General features: G+C 68.8%; 17 protein-coding genes. 11 read left to right on the top strand and 6 right to left on the bottom strand.

All coding sequences use genetic code 11. The features are described 5' to 3' along the window. Position 1: 1 nt before the first annotated feature. The 4 genes from IG75_RS0111465 to IG75_RS0111450 are packed head-to-tail and all read left to right on the top strand — an operon-like array spanning position 2 to position 5040. On the top strand, positions 2–1063 hold the full coding sequence (locus tag IG75_RS0111465; protein WP_030521203.1) for an MCE family protein: 1062 nt from the start codon (positions 2–4) through the stop codon (positions 1061–1063). Further along, positions 1060–2304 (top strand): MCE family protein, encoded by a 1245-nt coding sequence (locus IG75_RS0111460; protein WP_051714496.1) that lies wholly within the window; start codon positions 1060–1062, stop codon positions 2302–2304. Before IG75_RS0111465 ends, IG75_RS0111460 begins: the two co-directional genes overlap by 4 nt. A 4-nt stretch (positions 2305–2308) precedes the next feature. After that, the gene (locus tag IG75_RS0111455; RefSeq protein WP_081876824.1) at positions 2309–3589 is read left to right on the top strand and encodes an MCE family protein; all 1281 of its coding nucleotides are present in this window, start codon (positions 2309–2311) and stop codon (positions 3587–3589) included. A 2-nt stretch (positions 3590–3591) separates the two neighbouring features. Beyond that, a complete protein-coding gene (locus tag IG75_RS0111450) occupies positions 3592–5040 on the top strand; it encodes an MCE family protein (protein ID WP_030521200.1) in 1449 nt (482 codons plus the stop codon). 52 nt (positions 5041–5092) lie between these two features. Here the strand turns inward: IG75_RS0111450 and IG75_RS0111445 are convergent, their stop codons facing one another. Beyond that, complete coding sequence (locus tag IG75_RS0111445) at positions 5093–6268, bottom strand: acyl-CoA dehydrogenase family protein (RefSeq protein WP_030521199.1); 1176 nt, start codon at positions 6266–6268, stop codon at positions 5093–5095. 132 nt (positions 6269–6400) lie between these two features. On the opposite strand from IG75_RS0111445, the gene IG75_RS0111440 reads away from it, so the two are divergent. From IG75_RS0111440 to IG75_RS0111415, 6 genes are all read left to right on the top strand, one after another. Next, a complete protein-coding gene (locus tag IG75_RS0111440) occupies positions 6401–7075 on the top strand; it encodes a TetR/AcrR family transcriptional regulator (RefSeq protein WP_051714495.1) in 675 nt (224 codons plus the stop codon). Positions 7076–7207: 132 nt separating this feature from the next. Next, positions 7208–8710, top strand: coding sequence for a class I adenylate-forming enzyme family protein (locus tag IG75_RS0111435; RefSeq protein WP_030521197.1), 1503 nt, complete (start codon positions 7208–7210; stop codon positions 8708–8710). A 26-nt stretch (positions 8711–8736) separates the two neighbouring features. Further along, positions 8737–9042 carry a hypothetical protein gene (locus IG75_RS0111430; protein WP_030521196.1) on the top strand — a complete coding sequence of 102 codons (306 nt, stop codon included), beginning with the start codon at positions 8737–8739 and terminating at the stop codon, positions 9040–9042. An 88-nt stretch (positions 9043–9130) separates the two neighbouring features. Beyond that, entirely contained in the window at positions 9131–10105 is a 975-nt protein-coding gene (locus IG75_RS0111425; protein WP_030521195.1) for a hypothetical protein, read from the top strand. Continuing rightward, a complete protein-coding gene (locus tag IG75_RS0111420) occupies positions 10102–10611 on the top strand; it encodes a twin-arginine translocation pathway signal (RefSeq protein ID WP_156058844.1) in 510 nt (169 codons plus the stop codon). The genes IG75_RS0111425 and IG75_RS0111420 overlap by 4 nt, the downstream gene beginning before the upstream one ends. Next, positions 10581–10832: a hypothetical protein gene (locus IG75_RS0111415; RefSeq protein ID WP_156058842.1), complete on the top strand. Its 252-nt coding sequence runs from the start codon at positions 10581–10583 to the stop codon at positions 10830–10832. The genes IG75_RS0111420 and IG75_RS0111415 overlap by 31 nt, the downstream gene beginning before the upstream one ends. Before the next feature lie 64 nt (positions 10833–10896). On the opposite strand, the gene IG75_RS0111410 is transcribed toward IG75_RS0111415, so the two are convergent. Together IG75_RS0111410 and IG75_RS0111405 are read right to left on the bottom strand one after the other, a co-directional pair. Continuing rightward, positions 10897–11154, bottom strand: coding sequence for a ferredoxin (locus IG75_RS0111410; RefSeq protein WP_051714493.1), 258 nt, complete (start codon positions 11152–11154; stop codon positions 10897–10899). Further along, entirely contained in the window at positions 11151–12479 is a 1329-nt protein-coding gene (locus IG75_RS0111405; protein ID WP_051714492.1) for an NADH-ubiquinone oxidoreductase-F iron-sulfur binding region domain-containing protein, read from the bottom strand. The genes IG75_RS0111410 and IG75_RS0111405 overlap by 4 nt, the downstream gene beginning before the upstream one ends. A 103-nt stretch (positions 12480–12582) precedes the next feature. On the opposite strand from IG75_RS0111405, the gene IG75_RS0111400 reads away from it, so the two are divergent. After that, positions 12583–13056, top strand: a complete 474-nt coding sequence (locus IG75_RS0111400) for a hypothetical protein (RefSeq protein WP_030521190.1) — start codon at positions 12583–12585, stop codon at positions 13054–13056. A gap of 17 nt (positions 13057–13073) precedes the next feature. Here IG75_RS0111400 and IG75_RS0111395 read toward each other — a convergent pair whose 3' ends face one another. From IG75_RS0111395 to IG75_RS0111385, 3 genes are all read right to left on the bottom strand, one after another. Further along, complete coding sequence (locus IG75_RS0111395) at positions 13074–13943, bottom strand: alpha/beta fold hydrolase (RefSeq protein ID WP_030521189.1); 870 nt, start codon at positions 13941–13943, stop codon at positions 13074–13076. A gap of 102 nt (positions 13944–14045) precedes the next feature. Further along, complete coding sequence (locus IG75_RS0111390) at positions 14046–14390, bottom strand: Rieske (2Fe-2S) protein (protein WP_051714523.1); 345 nt, start codon at positions 14388–14390, stop codon at positions 14046–14048. A 188-nt stretch (positions 14391–14578) separates the two neighbouring features. Continuing rightward, entirely contained in the window at positions 14579–15724 is a 1146-nt protein-coding gene (locus tag IG75_RS0111385; RefSeq protein WP_030521187.1) for an amidohydrolase family protein, read from the bottom strand. Between the last annotated feature and the right edge of the window lie 16 nt (positions 15725–15740).

Genomic DNA, 15740 nt, shown 5'->3' with positions numbered 1-15740 from the left:
GATGTTTCGATATCGCGGAAGACATCTGCTGCGGCACGGTCTGGTCGGGATCGTGCTCATCCTCTGTGTCATCTCCCTCGGGCTGCAGTCACAGCAGGCGATCGCCTGGGGCACCACGGTGCGCTATCAAGCCGTTTTCCAGGAGGCCGGTGGGTTGGAGGCCGGGGACGAGGTGATCGTGTCGGGGGTGCGGGTCGGCTCGGTGACCGAGGTCGGACTCGACCACGGGGACGCGCGGGTGGTGTTCACGGTGCGCAGCTCGGTTCCGGTCGGGGCGGAGAGCTCGGTACAGATCAAGACGGGTTCGCTGCTGGGCAAGCGGATCATGACCCTGGTTCCGCGCGGCACCGAACACCTGCGCCCGCTGGACACCATCCCGGTGGAGCGGACCTCATCGCCCTATTCGCTGACCGACGCGCTGGGCGACCTCACCACCACTGCCGGTGCCATGGATACCGATTCGCTGAACAACTCGCTGAATATGCTGTCGTCCACACTGGATCAGATCGCACCGCAGCTGGGCCCCGCGTTCGACGGCCTGTCGGAGCTGTCGAAATCCATCAACAGCCGCAATACCGCGCTGCGCGATCTGCTCACCGCGTCCCGGGACGTTACCGCGATCCTCGCCGACCGCAGTCAGCAGGTGAACACCATGCTGCTCAATGCCAATACGCTGATCGGGGTCCTCGATGATCGCCGACAGGCGATCGCGACGCTGCTGGCCAATACGGCGGCGGTGGCCGATCAGCTCACCAAGCTGGTGGCCGATAACGAAGCCCGGCTGGGGCCCGCCCTGGACCGGTTGAATTCGGTGGCCGCACTACTGCAGCGCAACCGGGACAATATCGCCGCGGCCATCCCGGGTCTGGCGAAAGCCTCCCTCACCCAGGGCGAAGCGGTATCCGGCGGACCGTTCTACAACGCCTATGTCGCCAACCTGATCCCGGCCCAGTGGATCCGGCCATTCGTGGACGCCGCGTTCGGCGGCTCGGTCCCGCAGCCACCGGCTCCGCAACCGGCCGCACCGCAACCCGGGGCACCACAACCGGAGGCGCCGCGATGAACCGGGCACTGATCACACGGCTCGTGGCGGGCATCCTGGCGGTCGCGGTGGTGGCCGCCGCATTCGTCGTGGTGAACCGGACAGTGCTCGCGCCCACCACCATTCGTGCCGTATTCGGGACCGCCACCGCCATCTACCCCGGCGACGATGTGCGGGTGTCCGGGGTGAAGGTCGGCACCATCGCGGGTATCGAACCGCGCGGCACCACCGTGGAAATGGCACTGCGCATCGACCGGGACGTGGACATCCCGGCCGAAGCGGGGGCGGTGATCGTCGCGCAGAGTCTGGTGGACTCCCGCTACGTCCAGCTCACCCCCGCCTATCGCGGCGAGGGCGAGACCATGCCCGACGGTGCCGTGATCCCGCTGGAACGCACCGCGGTGCCGGTGGAATGGGACGAGATCAAAACCCAGCTCACCCGGCTGGCCACCGAACTGGGACCCGACGGCGACAAATCCTCCGGGCCCGCGGGGCGGTTCATCGACAGCGCCGCCGATGCCCTCGCCGGTAATGGCGACAAGTTGCGCCAGGTGCTGGCACAGCTGTCCGGGGTCGGCCGCATCCTGGCGCACGGTAGCGGCGATATCGCCGACACCATCAAGAACCTGCAGATCTTCGTCACCGCGCTGCGCGACAGCAATGTGCAGATCGTGCAGTTCCAGAACCGGCTGGCCACGCTGACCAGCGTGCTGGACAGCAGCCGTTCCGAGCTCGACGCGGCCCTGAACAATCTCGCCATCGCGGTGGGCGAGGTGCAGCGCTTCGTCTCGGAGAACCGGGACAAGGCGAGCGAACAGGTGGGCCGGCTGGCCGACGTCACCCAGAACCTGGTGGACAACCGGGGCGAGCTCGAGGAGCTGCTGCACATCTTCCCGACCAGCCTGGCCAACTTCTACAACATCTACAACCCCGATACCGGCACCGAAGCAGGGGTTTTCGTGCTGAACAACTTCTCCAATCCGATCGAGTTCGTCTGCGGCGGTATCGCCAGCGTGGAGAATATCGGCGCCGAAGAGGCCGCGCGCAAATGCCGCGACTACCTCGGGCCGGTACTCGGACTGATGAACTTCAACTACCTTCCGGTGCCGGTGAATCCCGGACTCGGGCCCTCGGCCTCGCCGGACAACATCATCTACAGCGAACCCGATCTGGTTCCCGCGGCGGCGGCCGTCGACCCGGCGGCTCCGCCACCTCCACCGGCGCCCACCCTCGCCGAAATCCTCTTCCCCGGTGGGCGGTGATCCCATGGCGAGACAGGGACGTGCGCGCCGGGTGCGCAGGGCCGTCATGGGGTTCGCGTGTGTGATCGCCACCGCCTCCGGATGCGCGTGGGACGGGGTGAACTCGCTGCCGTTACCCGGAGCCACGGGCCGCGGTCCCGACGCCACCACGCTCTACGTCGAAATGGCCGATGTCGGCACCCTGACCCCGAACTCACCGGTGCTGATCGACGATGTGGTGGTCGGCAGTATCGGCGATATCCGGGTCGAGAACTGGCACGCGCTGGTGGAGGTATCCATCGAGCCGGGCGAGGTGGTTCCGGCGAACGCGCAGGCGCGGGTCGGGCAGACCAGTCTGCTCGGATCGATGCATCTGGCCCTGGATCCGCCGGCCGGGCAGGCGCCGCAGGGCCGGTTGGATTCCGGCGCCCGGATCACCCTCGACGACACGGCCACCTACCCGTCGACCGAGCAGACCCTGGCCTCGCTGTCGGTGGTGGTCAACGGCGGCGGTTTGGGCCAGGTCGGCGATATCGTCAGCAGTCTCGGGGCGGCGTTCGAGGGGCGCGAGACGAATATCCGCGCCCTGCTGGACCGGCTGGACATCTTCCTGGGCGCGCTCGACGCCCAGCGCGCCGATATCGTCGCCACCATCGACGGACTCAACCGGCTCGGCGGAACCTTCGCGTCCCAGCGCGACGTCCTCACCGAGGCCCTGCGCCGGATCCCGCCGGCCCTGGACGTCCTGATCCGGGAGCGGCCGGACCTGGTGACCGCGCTCGACCACCTGCGCACCTTCAACGATACGGCCAACGGGGTGCTGACCGCGGTGCACGACGATCTGCTCACCAACCTGCGCAATCTGGAACCCACGCTGAAGGCGTTGGCCGATGTGGGCCCGGACATCAACAAGGCCATCGCGTTCGCGACCGTGTTCCCCTACGGGCAGTACCTCGTCGACAACGGGGTGCGCGGCGATTTCATCAACCTGTTCGCGACGGTCGACCTGACCATCCCGCGACTGCGCCGGGAGTTGCTGCTGGGTACGCCGTGGGGCGACCCCACCGCCGTCATCCAGGCGGCGGTGGGCGACCCGGGCTACGCGGAGCAGACGAAGAATCCGCTCGGTTTCGGAGTGACCGCGCCGCCGCCCGCCCCGGCCCCGGAGTCCACCCCGGCCCCCGCACCGGAGCAGCCCCCGGCGCCGCCACCTGCGCCGCCCGCCCCGGCACCCGCGTTGCCGTTCCCCCTGCCGCAGCTACCGCTACCGCAGATACCCCTGCCGCCCGGGATCGGAGGCCGCTGATGCTGCTGTCCCGCTTCGTTCGTGCCCAGCTGATCATCTTCAGTATCATCTCGGTGATCGGCCTGGTCGTGATGTCGGTGTTCTATATGAAACTGCCGAGCCTGGCCGGGGTCGGCACCATCGATGTGACGGTGGACCTGCCGGAGGCCGGTGGGCTCTACCGGTTCGGCAATGTGACCTACCGGGGTATCCGCGTGGGCAAGGTGACCCGGGTCGACCTGTCCGGTGACGGCGTGCGAGCCACGCTCGCGATCGACGGCTCGCGCCGCATCCCGGCCGATCTGATCGCCGAGGTGCGCAGCGTCTCGGCGGTGGGTGAGCAGTACGTGGATCTGCTGCCGCGCACCGATTCCCCGCCGTATCTGTACGACGGCGCCACCATCGCCCGCCGCGACACCGAGATCCCGCAACCCGTCGGCCCGATGCTGGACCGGCTCAGCGCGCTGGTCGGGACGATCCCGAAGGACGATCTGCGCCGGCTGCTCGACGAGATGTTCGCCGGTGTCAACGGCGCGAGCGATGATCTCGATTCGCTGCTGGGTTCGGCCGAGGAACTGACCGCGACACTGAACGGTGTCGGCGACAACACGCGCACCCTGGTGGAAGACGCCGTGCCGCTGCTGGATTCGCAGGTGCGGTCGGCGGACGCGATCCGGATCTGGACCCGCGCCACCGCCGATGTCACCGGGCAGTTGGTGGCGAACGATCCGCAGCTGCGCACCCTGCTGCACTCCGGGCCCGGTTTCGCCGACGAGGTGTCCGAACTGCTGGATTCGCTACAGCTCACCCTGCCGGTCCTGCTGTCCAACCTGACCACAGTGGGGCAGTTGGCGGTTACCTACAACGCTGGTCTGGAACAGCTGCTGGTGCTGCTTCCGCCGGCGGTGTCCCTGGTCCAGGCGGTGCAGCCCACCAAGAACGCGTCCGGGCTCGGCATCGGCGATTTCCGGATCAGCGGTGTCTCCGATCCGCCCGCGTGTACGGTCGGTTTCCTCCCACCGTCGGAGTGGCGGTCGCCCCAGGACGTGACCACCATCGACACCCCGGACAATCTCTACTGCAAACTGCCGCAGGACCATCCGATAGCGGTCCGCGGCGCACGCAATATCCCGTGTGCCGGCAATCCCGCCAAGCGGGCCCCGACCGCGGCCATCTGCAACAGCGACCAGGATTTCGTCCCGGTCGCCCCGGACCAGCCGGTGGTCGGGCCGTACCCGCGCGACCCGGAGCTGGAAGAACAAGGCATCCCCCCGGATTCGCGATTCGCCCCGTCGCCGGGTAACGCGCCGGCGGCGGATACGACCGCGCCGGGTGCCGCCGCGCCGGCTGTCGCCTTCGCCCAGTACGACCCGAACACGGGTGAATACCTGGGACCCGACGGGCAGCTCTACCGGCAGACCGACCTGGTGGCCGACAGCCACACCAGCTGGGAGGAGATGCTCCCCCACTGAATACCTGGGGTGGGAGCAGCGATTCTGCTCCCGCCCCGGGCTTTCCTTTCTGTCAGCTGCGGGGGAGACCGAGGACGCGCTGCGCGATGATATTGCGCTGGATCTCGGAGGTGCCGCCCGCGATGGTGCCGGAGAAGCTGCGCAGATAGCGTTCGAACCAGCTCGGTGCGTGATCCTCGAGGTTCAGCAGATTGTGCCGGGAGGTGACCGAGGGGTGGGTCAAGCCGTCGGCGCCGGCCGCGTCGAGCGCGGCCTCCAGGCCGTTCTGCACGGCTTCCGAACCCAGGAGTTTCAGTACCGACAGCGCCGCCACATCGGTTTCGCCGCGCGATTCCCGGGCCAGGGCCGCCGAGCCCAGCAGTTCCAGCGCCTGCAGATCCATCACCGAGGTCGCGAAGCGGTCGGTGTCGAGTTCGGTGCGTGGCGTGAAATCCGCGACCAGCATCCGCAGCCGCTGGGCGAAACTCATCCACAGCAGGGTGCGTTCGTGCCCGAGCGAGCCGTTGGCCACGGTCCAGCCCTTGTTCAGCTCACCCACCAGGTTCTCCACCGGAACGCGGGCGTCCTCGAAGAAGACCTCGTTGAAATCGAGATCGTCGGCGGCGCACGCCGACGCGAACGGCCGGCGCCGCACCCCCGGGGTATCGGTGGGGATCAGCAGTACCGAGATACCGCGATGTTTGGGGGCCGCCGGATCGGTGCGGACGAAGGTGAGGATCACCTCGGAATCGTGCGCGCCGGAGGTCCACACCTTCTGGCCGTCGACGACGAAATGGTCACCGTCGCGCACCGCCCGGGTCCGCAGCCCGGCCAGGTCCGAACCCGCTCCGGGTTCGCTCATGCCGAGTGCGGCCGGCATCTCGCCGCGCAGGATGGGTACGGCCCATCTCCGCTGCTGTTCGGGAGTGCCGAAGGTGATGAGGGAGGCGGCGATGATGCCCTGGCCCTGCGGGTTACAGCTCTCGTAGATCTTGCGGGCGGCCAGTTCCTCGCGGTGCACGTACTGCTGCAGGACGGTGGCATTGCGGCCGCCGAACTCGGGCGGATAGCCCGGCACCAGCCAGCCGTGATCGAATTGGACCGACTGCCAGTCGCGGGCCCAGGGCGGCACATGTGAGCTCGACCGCGGTCGTTCGACCGCGGTGGCCTCGGGCGGCAGGTACTCGTCGAGGAAAGCGATGAACTCGGCGCGGAACCGTTCCACGTCCTCGTCGAAAGTCAGCTGCACGATGGACCTCCTTTTGCGAATTATGAGAATATCATTCTCTTATAGAGATACTCTAGTTTTCAAAGGTGGGGCGACCGGCCGGACAACGGGTTCACTCCGGTGCGAGTCGCCGCGGTGACGGGAGGTACGGCCATGCGGAGTGCCGGCAGTGGGCTGACCCTGCAGCAGCGGATCGACGCGCGGTCGGTGCGTACCACCAAATTGTTCGGCAGCGCCGCGGTTCAGCGTTTCCTGGACGCCGCCCGGGCATTGATCACCGAACGCGGCAGTACCGATTTCACCATGCACGAGGTGGTGGACAACGCGGGTCAGTCGCTGCGCAGTTTCTACCTGCTCTTCGACGGCAAGCACGAACTGCTGCTGGCGCTCTACGAAGAGGCGATCGCGAAAGTGGCCGGTCAGATCCGGGAGGCCACCGGTAACGACGACGATCCGCTGGACAAGCTGCGGCTCGCGGTGGAGCTGCTGTTCGAGTTCTGCCGGCCGGACCCGGGCGCGCATCGTCCGCTGTTCACCGAGTACGCGCCGCAACTGCTGATGTCGGACCCCATCGAGATCCAGGTCGCGCACGCCTCGCTGTTCGAGTTGCTGGCCGATCTCATGCGCGACGCGGCCGCCGCGGGTCATCTCCGGCCGGGTACGCGACCGCGCCGGCTGGCCGCGATGACCCTGCAAACGGTGATGTTCGTGGCCCAGGGCGCCCGCACCGACGACGGGTCGAATGCGATCACCGCGGCCGAGGTGTGGAACCTCTGCGCCTTCGGAGTGCTCGGGGACGCGGAAGGCGCCGGTGAAAACCGCCGGTGAGCCGGCGGGAGCAGACCGCGCGGTCGGCGAAGCGACGGCACAGTGCAGCGGATATGATATTCTCAGTTTCCGAGAATATCGATATCACCACAGGCTGGGCGCGGGGACGCTCGGCGTTCAGGAAGTAGTCGTATGAGTATTTCGCTACTGCTGGATATGGCGGCCTCGACCGACCCGGATCGAGTGGCCGTCGTCTCCGGTGAATCGCGCTGGACCGGCGCGGAGCTGGACGCACTGGCACACGGCGGTGCGGGCGCGATCGCGGCTACCGGGGCGCGCAGCGTCGCGTATGTCGGTACCGGGGGTGCGCTGCTGCCGCTGCTGATCTTCGCCTCGGCCCGGGCCGGAGTGCCGTTCACCCCGTTGAACTATCGGCTCAGCGGCGACAAACTCGCCGAACTCGTGCGGCGCCTCGACGCGCCACTGGTCGTCCACGACGACGCCTACGCGCACGCGGTCACCGGTACGGCCGACCTGCTCTGGGCCTCGGCGGAATTCCTGGAGCAGGCCCGGACCGCGGACCCGGCCGGCGCCGAACCCGACCCCGAGTCCGCGGCGGTCGTGCTGTTCACCTCCGGGACCACTTCGCAGCCGAAAGCCGTCGAGCTCTCGCACAACAATCTGGTCGGCTACATCACCGGCACGGTGGAGTTCGCCTCCGCCGCGCCCGACGACGTCTCCCTGATCTGCGTACCGCCCTACCATGTGGCCGGGGTCGGCGCGGCGCTGTCGAACCTGTACGCGGGCCGGAAAATGGTGTACCTGCGCAATTTCGAACCGCAGGAATGGATCCGGCTGGTGGAGTCCGAACGGGTCACCACCGCGACCGTCGTACCGACCATGCTGGATCGGATCATCAGTGGCCTGAAAGCGAGCGGTGCCCGCCTGCCCACCCTGCGCACCCTGGCCTACGGTGGGTCCAAAGTCGGTCTGCCCCTGGTACGGACCGCGCTCGAACTGCTGCCCGAGGTCGGCTTCGTCAACGCCTACGGGCTCACCGAGACCAGTTCCACCCTCGCGGTCCTCGGCCCGGACGATCACCGGGCCGCCCTGGCCGCCACCGACTCGGCGGTCGCCGCGCGGCTCGGCTCGGTCGGGCAGCCGGTACCGGGGATCGAAGTACAGATCCGCGACGAGGGCGGCGCGGTCGTGCCCGCCGGTACGGTCGGCGAACTGTTCGTCCGCGGGCCGCAGGTCTCCGGCCGGTACACCGGGATCGGCTCGGTACTCGACGCCGAAGGCTGGTTCCCGACCCGAGATCTCGCGGTACTGGACGAGGGCGGGTACCTGTTCATCCACGGTCGCAGCGACGACACCATCATCCGGGGCGGCGAGAACATCGCCCCGGCCGAGATCGAGGACTTCCTGGTCGAGCATCCGGCCGTGCACGAGGTCGCGGTGGTCGGCGTCGAGGATGCCGAATGGGGGCAGATCATCGTCGCGGTGGTGGTGCCCGCGGATCCCGGCAGCGTCCCCGATCCGGAGGAGCTGCGCGCCTACGCGCGGTCCGGATTGCGCGGCTCCCGGACCCCGGACCGCGTGGTGTTCCGAGCCGAACTCCCCGCCACCCCCACCGGGAAGATCCTGCGCCGCGAACTCGTCGCCGATCTCACCCGCGAGACCGCCGGCGCGTAGCGCAGCCGGAGAAAGGAACAACGCTCATGGTCAAAACCGGTACCCGGCTACGGAGCCAGGTGTGCAGTACCGAGGTCATCATCGTCCGGGCCGCCGACAGCCTCGACGATCTGCGGGCCGGCGGGGTGCCGATGGTGCCCATCGACGGTGGCGCGGCGGACTCGGCCGGAAGTCCGCAGGAGGGTTTCGCGGACGGCAATCTCATCGGCAAACGCTATGTCGACGACGGCGGCGCCGAAGTGCTCGTGACCAAGGCCGGCGCCGGGACGCTCAGTGTCGGCAGTACGCCGCTGGCCATCAAGGAAGCGAAGCCGCTGCCCGCGAGCGATTAGACGTATCTCCGCATTCGCTCCGGCCGTGCGTGGGCCGCGGGCGGGGTGCGCCGAAAGTGCCCTTCAGACGAGTGATCGAGGTGGGAACATGACACAGGCCACCACCGACCCGCTGATCTTGGCGGCGGAGGAAGCCGACGCCGAAGCGGCGGCCGCGGAAGCCGAAGCGGTCGCCGCGCAGGCGTCCGCGACGGCGGCTCGGGCCCGGGCCCGGGCGGCGCGGCTACGCCGGGAGGCCGGGACATCGGGCGAACCGCCCGGTTCCGGTACCGGAGCGGAGAAACCGGGCGCTGCGGCGCCGGTGGCCGGAACCTCGACGGAGTTCGCGGACGATACTGCACCCGCCGCCGAACCGGACGAGGACGCGGCGGTGGCGGCCGGTACGGATTCGGAGCGGGCCGGGTCCGATCCGGAGCACACGGAGTCCGGCGCCGATCCGGACCGTCCCGCGCCCGATACATCCGGGGCGCATTCCGTCGATTCGGAAGACGCCGTACCCGTCAGGGATAAGCTCGCGAAGGCGGACGAGACCCGGCGCGCCCGGGTGTTCCGGCGGTGGCCACGACCGGCGTACCGCCTGCCGCCGGGCCGCGCGCTGGGCCGGACTCTCGCCGGCGTGGTGGTGGTCGCGGCGCTGGTGATCAGTGGTTTCTCGATCTGGAACCACCATCGGATCGGCGCCGAACAGGCCCGCGCCGACGAGTACCTCGCGGCCGCGCGGCAGGGGGTCCTGGCGCTCACCAGCATGGATTCCGGGCGGGCCGCCGATGACGTACGGCGGGTGCTCGACAATTCCACCGGCGCCTTCCGCACCGATTTCCAGACGCGCTCGGAGGATTTCACCAAGGTCGTCGAACAGTCGAAGGTCGCCACGCAGGGTGAGATCACCGCCTCGGCGGTCGAATCCATGACCGACGAGTCGGCGGTGGTGCTCGTCTCCGCGGTGTCCCGGATCACCAATTCCGCGGGAGCGCAGCAGGAGCCGCGGGTGTGGCGGTTGAGTGTCACCGTCACCCGGGACGGCCCGGCCCTGAAGATGTCGAAAGTGGAGTTCGTGCCGTGAGAATCCCCCGCTTCCTCCGTACCGCGCGCCGTTCCCCGGAACCGCTGCTGCTCACGCTGGTGTCCGTGGCCGCGGTGGTCGTGGCCGCCTCCCTGCTGGTCTTCCAGTACCGTCCGGACGATCACGGTGACGCCGTGCGCAACGAGGTCCTCACCGCGGCGACCGAGGGCACTGTCGCGCTGCTCTCGTATTCCCCCGAGTCGCTGGACACCGATTTCGCGGCGGCGAAAGCCCGGATGACCGGCGATTTCCTGACCTACTACAACCAGTTCACCGAGAAGGTCATCGCACCCGCGGCCAAGGAGAAGTCGGTGAAGACGACGGCGACGATCGTTCGGTCCGCGGTGGCCGAACTCCACGCCGATTCGGCGGTCGCGCTGCTGTTCATCAACCAGACGACCACCAGCGCCGAGAAACCCGATCCCGCGCTGGCGGCCAGCAGCGTCCGCGTGACCCTGTCGAAGGTAGAGGACTCATGGCTGATCTCGTCATTCGATCCTGTCTGAACGCCACCTCCGGCGCGGCGCTCCCGCTGCCGCCCGGGATGCGTCCGGAAGAACCGGTCCTGGTTACGGTGTATCCGGTATTGGACTATTTCTCCACGTGTCCGCGGTGCGGGTACCCGGCCGAGGCGTCCACGACCGTACGCACCTACGCCGACGGCGGTACCACCAGCGAAACGCATACCACCTGCGGTATGCCCTGCGGCTGGGACGATTCCCGCTAGTACGCCGGCGATACCCGGACGCGGACCGTGCCGGTGCTCGGCTCGAGCGCCGGCACGGTCGCGCTCATGCCGGTCGCGGTTCCGGAGCACCGGTGTCCGAGGTGGGTTCGCCGTTCACCCGGTTCGATTCGGGCAGCATCGTGATGGCGTGCACCGGGCAGTCGAACAGGGCGCGGGTCACCGCGGCCTCGTCGGCGGGCGCGATGACCGGGCCGCCGGCCAGCACGGCATAACCCCAGTCGTCGAGGGGGAAATGGTCGGGGGCATGTTTGGCGCAGAGGCCGAACCCGTCGCACCGGGTGCGGTCCAGTTTGATCTTCACGGCACTACCTCCGTGGCCACCCGGTAGGGGGCGTGGTCGAGCGCGGGGCCCGCCGCGCAGTCCGGGCACCGGCCGTCGAGATGGGCAGCGACCTCCCGGGGGAATCGTTCCAGCAGGCTCGCCGCGGTATTGCAGGCGGCGTCGAGGGTGCCGCAGGCCCCGCGTCCGCGCAGCACGGTCGCCCAGCGGCGCAACCGGTGCAGATCTTCGACGGCGGCCCGGCCCTCGGCCAGCGCGGTGGCCGCCGCGGCCATGGCCGCGGTGCCGTTGAAACATGATCCGCACTGGCCGGCGTTCTCCCGGTCGAAATAGTTCAGGACTCCCGCGGCCACCGCCACCGGGCACTCCGCGGTGACCAGGGCGATCGCCCCGCAGCCCAGCCCGGCACCGGCGCGGTGCAGGGTTTCGTGATCCAGGGTGAGATCCGCGACGGTGCGGTCCAGCAGGCCGGTGAAGTATCCGCCGATCAAGGCGCCGCGCAGCTCGGATTCCGCGACCTCATGCAGGGCGAGCAGATCGGTGAACGGAAGGCCGTGCGGCAGTTCGTAGAGTGTGGGCCGGCGTCCGGCGGCGGTGACCGTCGCCAAGAAGGTGCCGGGGGACAGTGCGGTGCCGGCGGCCCGATACGTATCGGCGCCCCAGCGGTCCAGGAACGGCAGATTGGCCAGCGTCTCCACATTGCTGACCAGCGTCGGAAGTCCGGCGACACCGGCTTCGAAGGGACGCGGAGGTTTATCGGTGGGTTTGGCGGGGCCGCCGTCGATGGCCTGTACCGCCGCGGTCTCCTCCCCGGCGACGTACCCGGGATCGACCTGCACCACAGCGATATCCGGTCCGTCGGGCAGCGCGCCGCCGAGTTCCTCCAGGGCCGCGGCGACACACCGTGCGGCTTCCGGGTCGGAGACATAGACGTACCCCCGCCGCGAACCGACCAGCGCTGCCGCCAACCGTAGGCCGTCCAGTACCAGGTGCGGCCGGTGGCGCAGCAGCCAGCGGTCCTTGAACGACGCTGGCTCGCCCTCTTCGCCGTTGGCCACGACCACCGTGTCGGTCCAGCCGGTGGGGGCGCCCGCGCCCACCCGGCTGCCGCCGCGCACTCCGGCGACCTTCACCGCGAACGGAAATCCCCCGCCGCCCCGGCCGCGCAATCCGCTGCGCTCGACCTCGTCGGCCAGGGCCGCGACCGACCCGACCGGGCGGTAGCCGCCCCGGTCCCGGTATTCGTAGGCGGTTTCGGTCCCGCCGCCGGTGAGGAGCAGGCGTGGGTCGCTACCGGGGTAGGGGACCACGGTGAGGCCCCCGGCCGACGAGAAGATGTGCTGCATCGTCCCTCCTGAGTGGGCGCGGCGTCCGGCCGCGGATATCGGGCGCGGCTGCGCGTTCGTTGCGGAGGGGCCGAAGCCGGCCGCGCCCGTTAGGCTGAAACGCATGCGAACTGCGGTGCTGCGGGTGAACGTGGACCCGGCCGGTGAACTGGCCGCCGACTCGCTGGTCCGGGGTACGGCCGAGTTGGCCGCGGGTCTCGCCGAATCCGGCGCCCGGCTCCTGGACCGGGACCTGACTGCCGCGCCGCGCGGCCGCCGGGAACTGCAGGTGCTGCTGGACACCGCCGACGCCGCGGCCGATACCGAACGGGTGGTCGCGGAGTGCGCGCGGGTGTTCGGTACGGCGGCGGTGCCGGGCGTGATCACTTACGTGAGTCGCGGTACCGATGCGGACGCGTACGGGGTCCTGGCGGGATTCGGGCTCACCGGGGAGATCGTCCGGGTGCCGGGCACCGAGGGCTACGACATCCTGCAGGTGCTGCTGCGCGAATCCGATCTGGAGCGGGTCCCGGAGAGCCGGATCCACACCGCGCTGGAGGCCTCCACCAACTGCGAGGTCCGGATCCGGGCGGTCTGAGGGCGCGGGCGACCCGTTCATCGCGCGCCCAGGAATTTCAGGATCTGCGGCGCCGCCAGCACCCAGGTGTCGAACATGTTGTACTGCTGCACCCGGCCCTGGGCCCGGTCCTCCATCGCGCGCTCCCAGGCGTCCTCGGGCCACGGCGGATCGATGAGGGTGGATCCCTCGATCAGGCAGCTCACCTCGAGTGAGGTCCGTTTGGGATGGTCCAGATCGTGCGCCCCGCCCCGGATGATGAGGGTGGGCACCCGGATCCGTTCGAACATCTCGTCGTCCACGCCCGGAATCGTCTGTCCCGGTTTCGGTACATAGGCGTTGAGCCAGCGCAGCGACAGCTTCACGAACTCTTCCGGGTCCAGCGACCGCAGCCGCTGCTCGTTGTCCGGGTTCTCCGCGATCCGTTCCCGCCACTCCCGCATCCGCGGCAGTCCCTCGACACCCAGCCCTCGCACCGCCTGCAGGCTCGGCAGCACGTAGTAGGCACCGAGATTGAAGGTGCCGTAGACCCCGCCGACGATATTCCACAGCACGAGATCGGTGACCAGATCCGGATACAGCATGGTGGTGAGCATCGAATCGCGGGCGCCACCGGAACCGCCGGCCAGGATCACCGGACCGGTGTCGAGTTCGGCGAGCAACCCGGCCAGCGTTTCGGCACGCATATGCGATTCGGTCTGCCCGAAGAATTGGATATCGGAGGCGCCGCAGTTGGGCCGGTCCCACAGCAGTACCCGGTACCCGCCGGCGACCAGCGCCTCGGCCAGCGGCCGGAGCCCGGGAATATCCTTGCTGTAGCGGCCGCCGGGGGTGAGCACGATGAGATCTCCGGCCGCGCCGAGTAGCTCGTAGACGACCTTGCCGCCGTTCACCGTTACCGCGGGCATCGCACACTCCTGGAAGGGTTCGGGGAGTAGACCGTGGCGGGCACTCCCGCGGCCGGCCCACTGGGCCGGCCGGGTCGTCGTAGGTTTTCCGGCGGTGCCGGATCAGGCGGTGACCAGCACGTCGTCACCGACCACCCGCACCGGATAGGTGCGGATACTCCATTCGGGTTTCACCGCGGTGGTACCGGTGGCCAGTTCGAAACCCCACTGGTGCCACGGGCAGTAGATGAACTCGTTGTCGCGCACCATCACCGAATCGCCGGGGACCGATTCGTCGACCACCGTGCGACCGCGGGTCCGGCCCGCGCACAGCGGGCCGCCCTCGTGCGGACAGTAGTTGGCGATGGCGTAGAAGGTGCCGCCGACGTTGTAGACACCGACCCCGTGCCGGCCGATCGGCACCACCTTGGAGGATCCGGGCGGGATCTCGTCCACGGTGGCCACCACGTGTTCGCGGCCCTGGGCGAGCCGGACCCGTTCGCCTTCGGCCGCCCCGGGAGTCCCGGCGCCCGTCGGCTGTGCGTCTGCGGTCGCCCCGGGCTGTCCCGTGCTCGCCGACTGCGCGGCTGCGCCACTCATCGCGGCCTGCTCGTCCGGTACGGGAGCCGCACCGGGCGTCTCGAACTCCTCCGTCATCAGTGCACCCGCATCTGTCCGGGCAGCGCCGGTACGGTCTCCGGCAGATGATAGGTCTCGATACCGTTGCGGAACATGACGTTGTCCCGGGCCGCGCGCGGCAGGTGTTTCACCAGCCAGCGCGGGTCGTCGAAGGTCCAGTGCGGATAGTCCGAGGAGTACAGCAGGATCTTGTCCGCTTCCATCCATTCGAAGGCCCGGGTGAGTTCGGTTTTGTCCTCCGGGTAGTCCAGCGGCTGGGTGGTGAACCTGATGTGTTCCTTCACGTATTCGGAGGGCTTCCGGGTGATCGACATGAACGACCCGCGCGCCGCGTAGATCGCGTCCATCCGCCACATGAGCGGCAGGATCCAGGTGAACGCGTGCTCCACGAAGACGATGCGCAGCGCCGGGAACCGATCGAAGACCCCGTCGAAGATCAGGCTCATGACCTGGTTCGCCGCCAGCAGCGAGTAGGTGACCATGAAATCATGGTTGTAGCTGGGGAAACCGACCGGCGGCATGGGCATGGTCTCGTAGGCGCCGCGACTGAGATGGCAGCTCACCGGAATATCGTGTTTCACCGCGGCCGCCCAGATCGGGTCGTAGCGGGTATCGCCCCACGACGGGCGGGGTTCGGCCTTGATGAGGATCTGCGCCATGTATTCGTGCCCGGCCCAGTGCTCGATCTCGGCGACCGCGGCCCGCGGATCGTCGATGGCCACACAGATCGAGCCGCGCCAGCGCCGGTGCCAGTTGTTGTGCGCGTCCAGCCATTGCGCGTCCAGCCACCGGTTCACGGCGGTGGCCATCGCGGCCGTCGCCTCGGGCAACCGGGTCGCCTTCACTGTCGGTTCGAGGATGACGATATCCGAGCCGGCCTCCATGATGAGCTGGCGGAACGCCATATCGGGGTCGCTACCGGGGAACTCGCCGTTCGCGGGGAAGGTGTCCACCCGCATCGCCTTGGAATGGGCGTAGTCGGGCGCGTCGTAGACGATGGTGTCGCCGACCCGGTGACCGAGGAAGAACGAGGTGCGCCACGGTTCCGGGATATGGTCCACCAGATCGCCCCGCCGGGGGACCGGATGGACATCGGAATCCACGACGCGAACCGGAACCAGCTCCGTGGACGGTACACGCGCCCGTACCTGTGCTGTTGTCATCACGCCTCCTTCGTTG

The sequence above is a fragment of the Nocardia rhamnosiphila NBRC 108938 genome, assembly GCF_000720425.1.
GTDB classification, from domain to species: domain Bacteria; phylum Actinomycetota; class Actinomycetes; order Mycobacteriales; family Mycobacteriaceae; genus Nocardia; species Nocardia rhamnosiphila.
The sequence above is the reverse complement of the archived record's forward strand: the minus strand, read 5'-3'. Positions and strand labels throughout refer to the sequence as shown.

Bases quoted from the DNA above. Each gene is read 5' to 3' on its own strand.
- IG75_RS0111465 (WP_030521203.1), top strand. From the start codon at position 2: ATGTTTCGATATCGCGGAAGACATCTGCTGCGGCACGGTCTGGTCGGG.
- IG75_RS0111460 (WP_051714496.1), top strand. From the start codon at position 1,060: ATGAACCGGGCACTGATCACACGGCTCGTGGCGGGCATCCTGGCGGTC.
- IG75_RS0111455 (WP_081876824.1), top strand. From the start codon at position 2,309: ATGGCGAGACAGGGACGTGCGCGCCGGGTGCGCAGGGCCGTCATGGGG.
- IG75_RS0111440 (WP_051714495.1), top strand. From the start codon at position 6,401: ATGCGGAGTGCCGGCAGTGGGCTGACCCTGCAGCAGCGGATCGACGCG.
- IG75_RS0111435 (WP_030521197.1), top strand. From the start codon at position 7,208: ATGAGTATTTCGCTACTGCTGGATATGGCGGCCTCGACCGACCCGGAT.
- IG75_RS0111430 (WP_030521196.1), top strand. From the start codon at position 8,737: ATGGTCAAAACCGGTACCCGGCTACGGAGCCAGGTGTGCAGTACCGAG.
- IG75_RS0111425 (WP_030521195.1), top strand. From the start codon at position 9,131: ATGACACAGGCCACCACCGACCCGCTGATCTTGGCGGCGGAGGAAGCC.
- IG75_RS0111415 (WP_156058842.1), top strand. From the start codon at position 10,581: ATGGCTGATCTCGTCATTCGATCCTGTCTGAACGCCACCTCCGGCGCG.
- IG75_RS0111405 (WP_051714492.1), bottom strand. From the start codon at position 12,479: ATGCAGCACATCTTCTCGTCGGCCGGGGGCCTCACCGTGGTCCCCTAC.
- IG75_RS0111400 (WP_030521190.1), top strand. From the start codon at position 12,583: ATGCGAACTGCGGTGCTGCGGGTGAACGTGGACCCGGCCGGTGAACTG.
- IG75_RS0111395 (WP_030521189.1), bottom strand. From the start codon at position 13,943: ATGCCCGCGGTAACGGTGAACGGCGGCAAGGTCGTCTACGAGCTACTC.
- IG75_RS0111385 (WP_030521187.1), bottom strand. From the start codon at position 15,724: ATGACAACAGCACAGGTACGGGCGCGTGTACCGTCCACGGAGCTGGTT.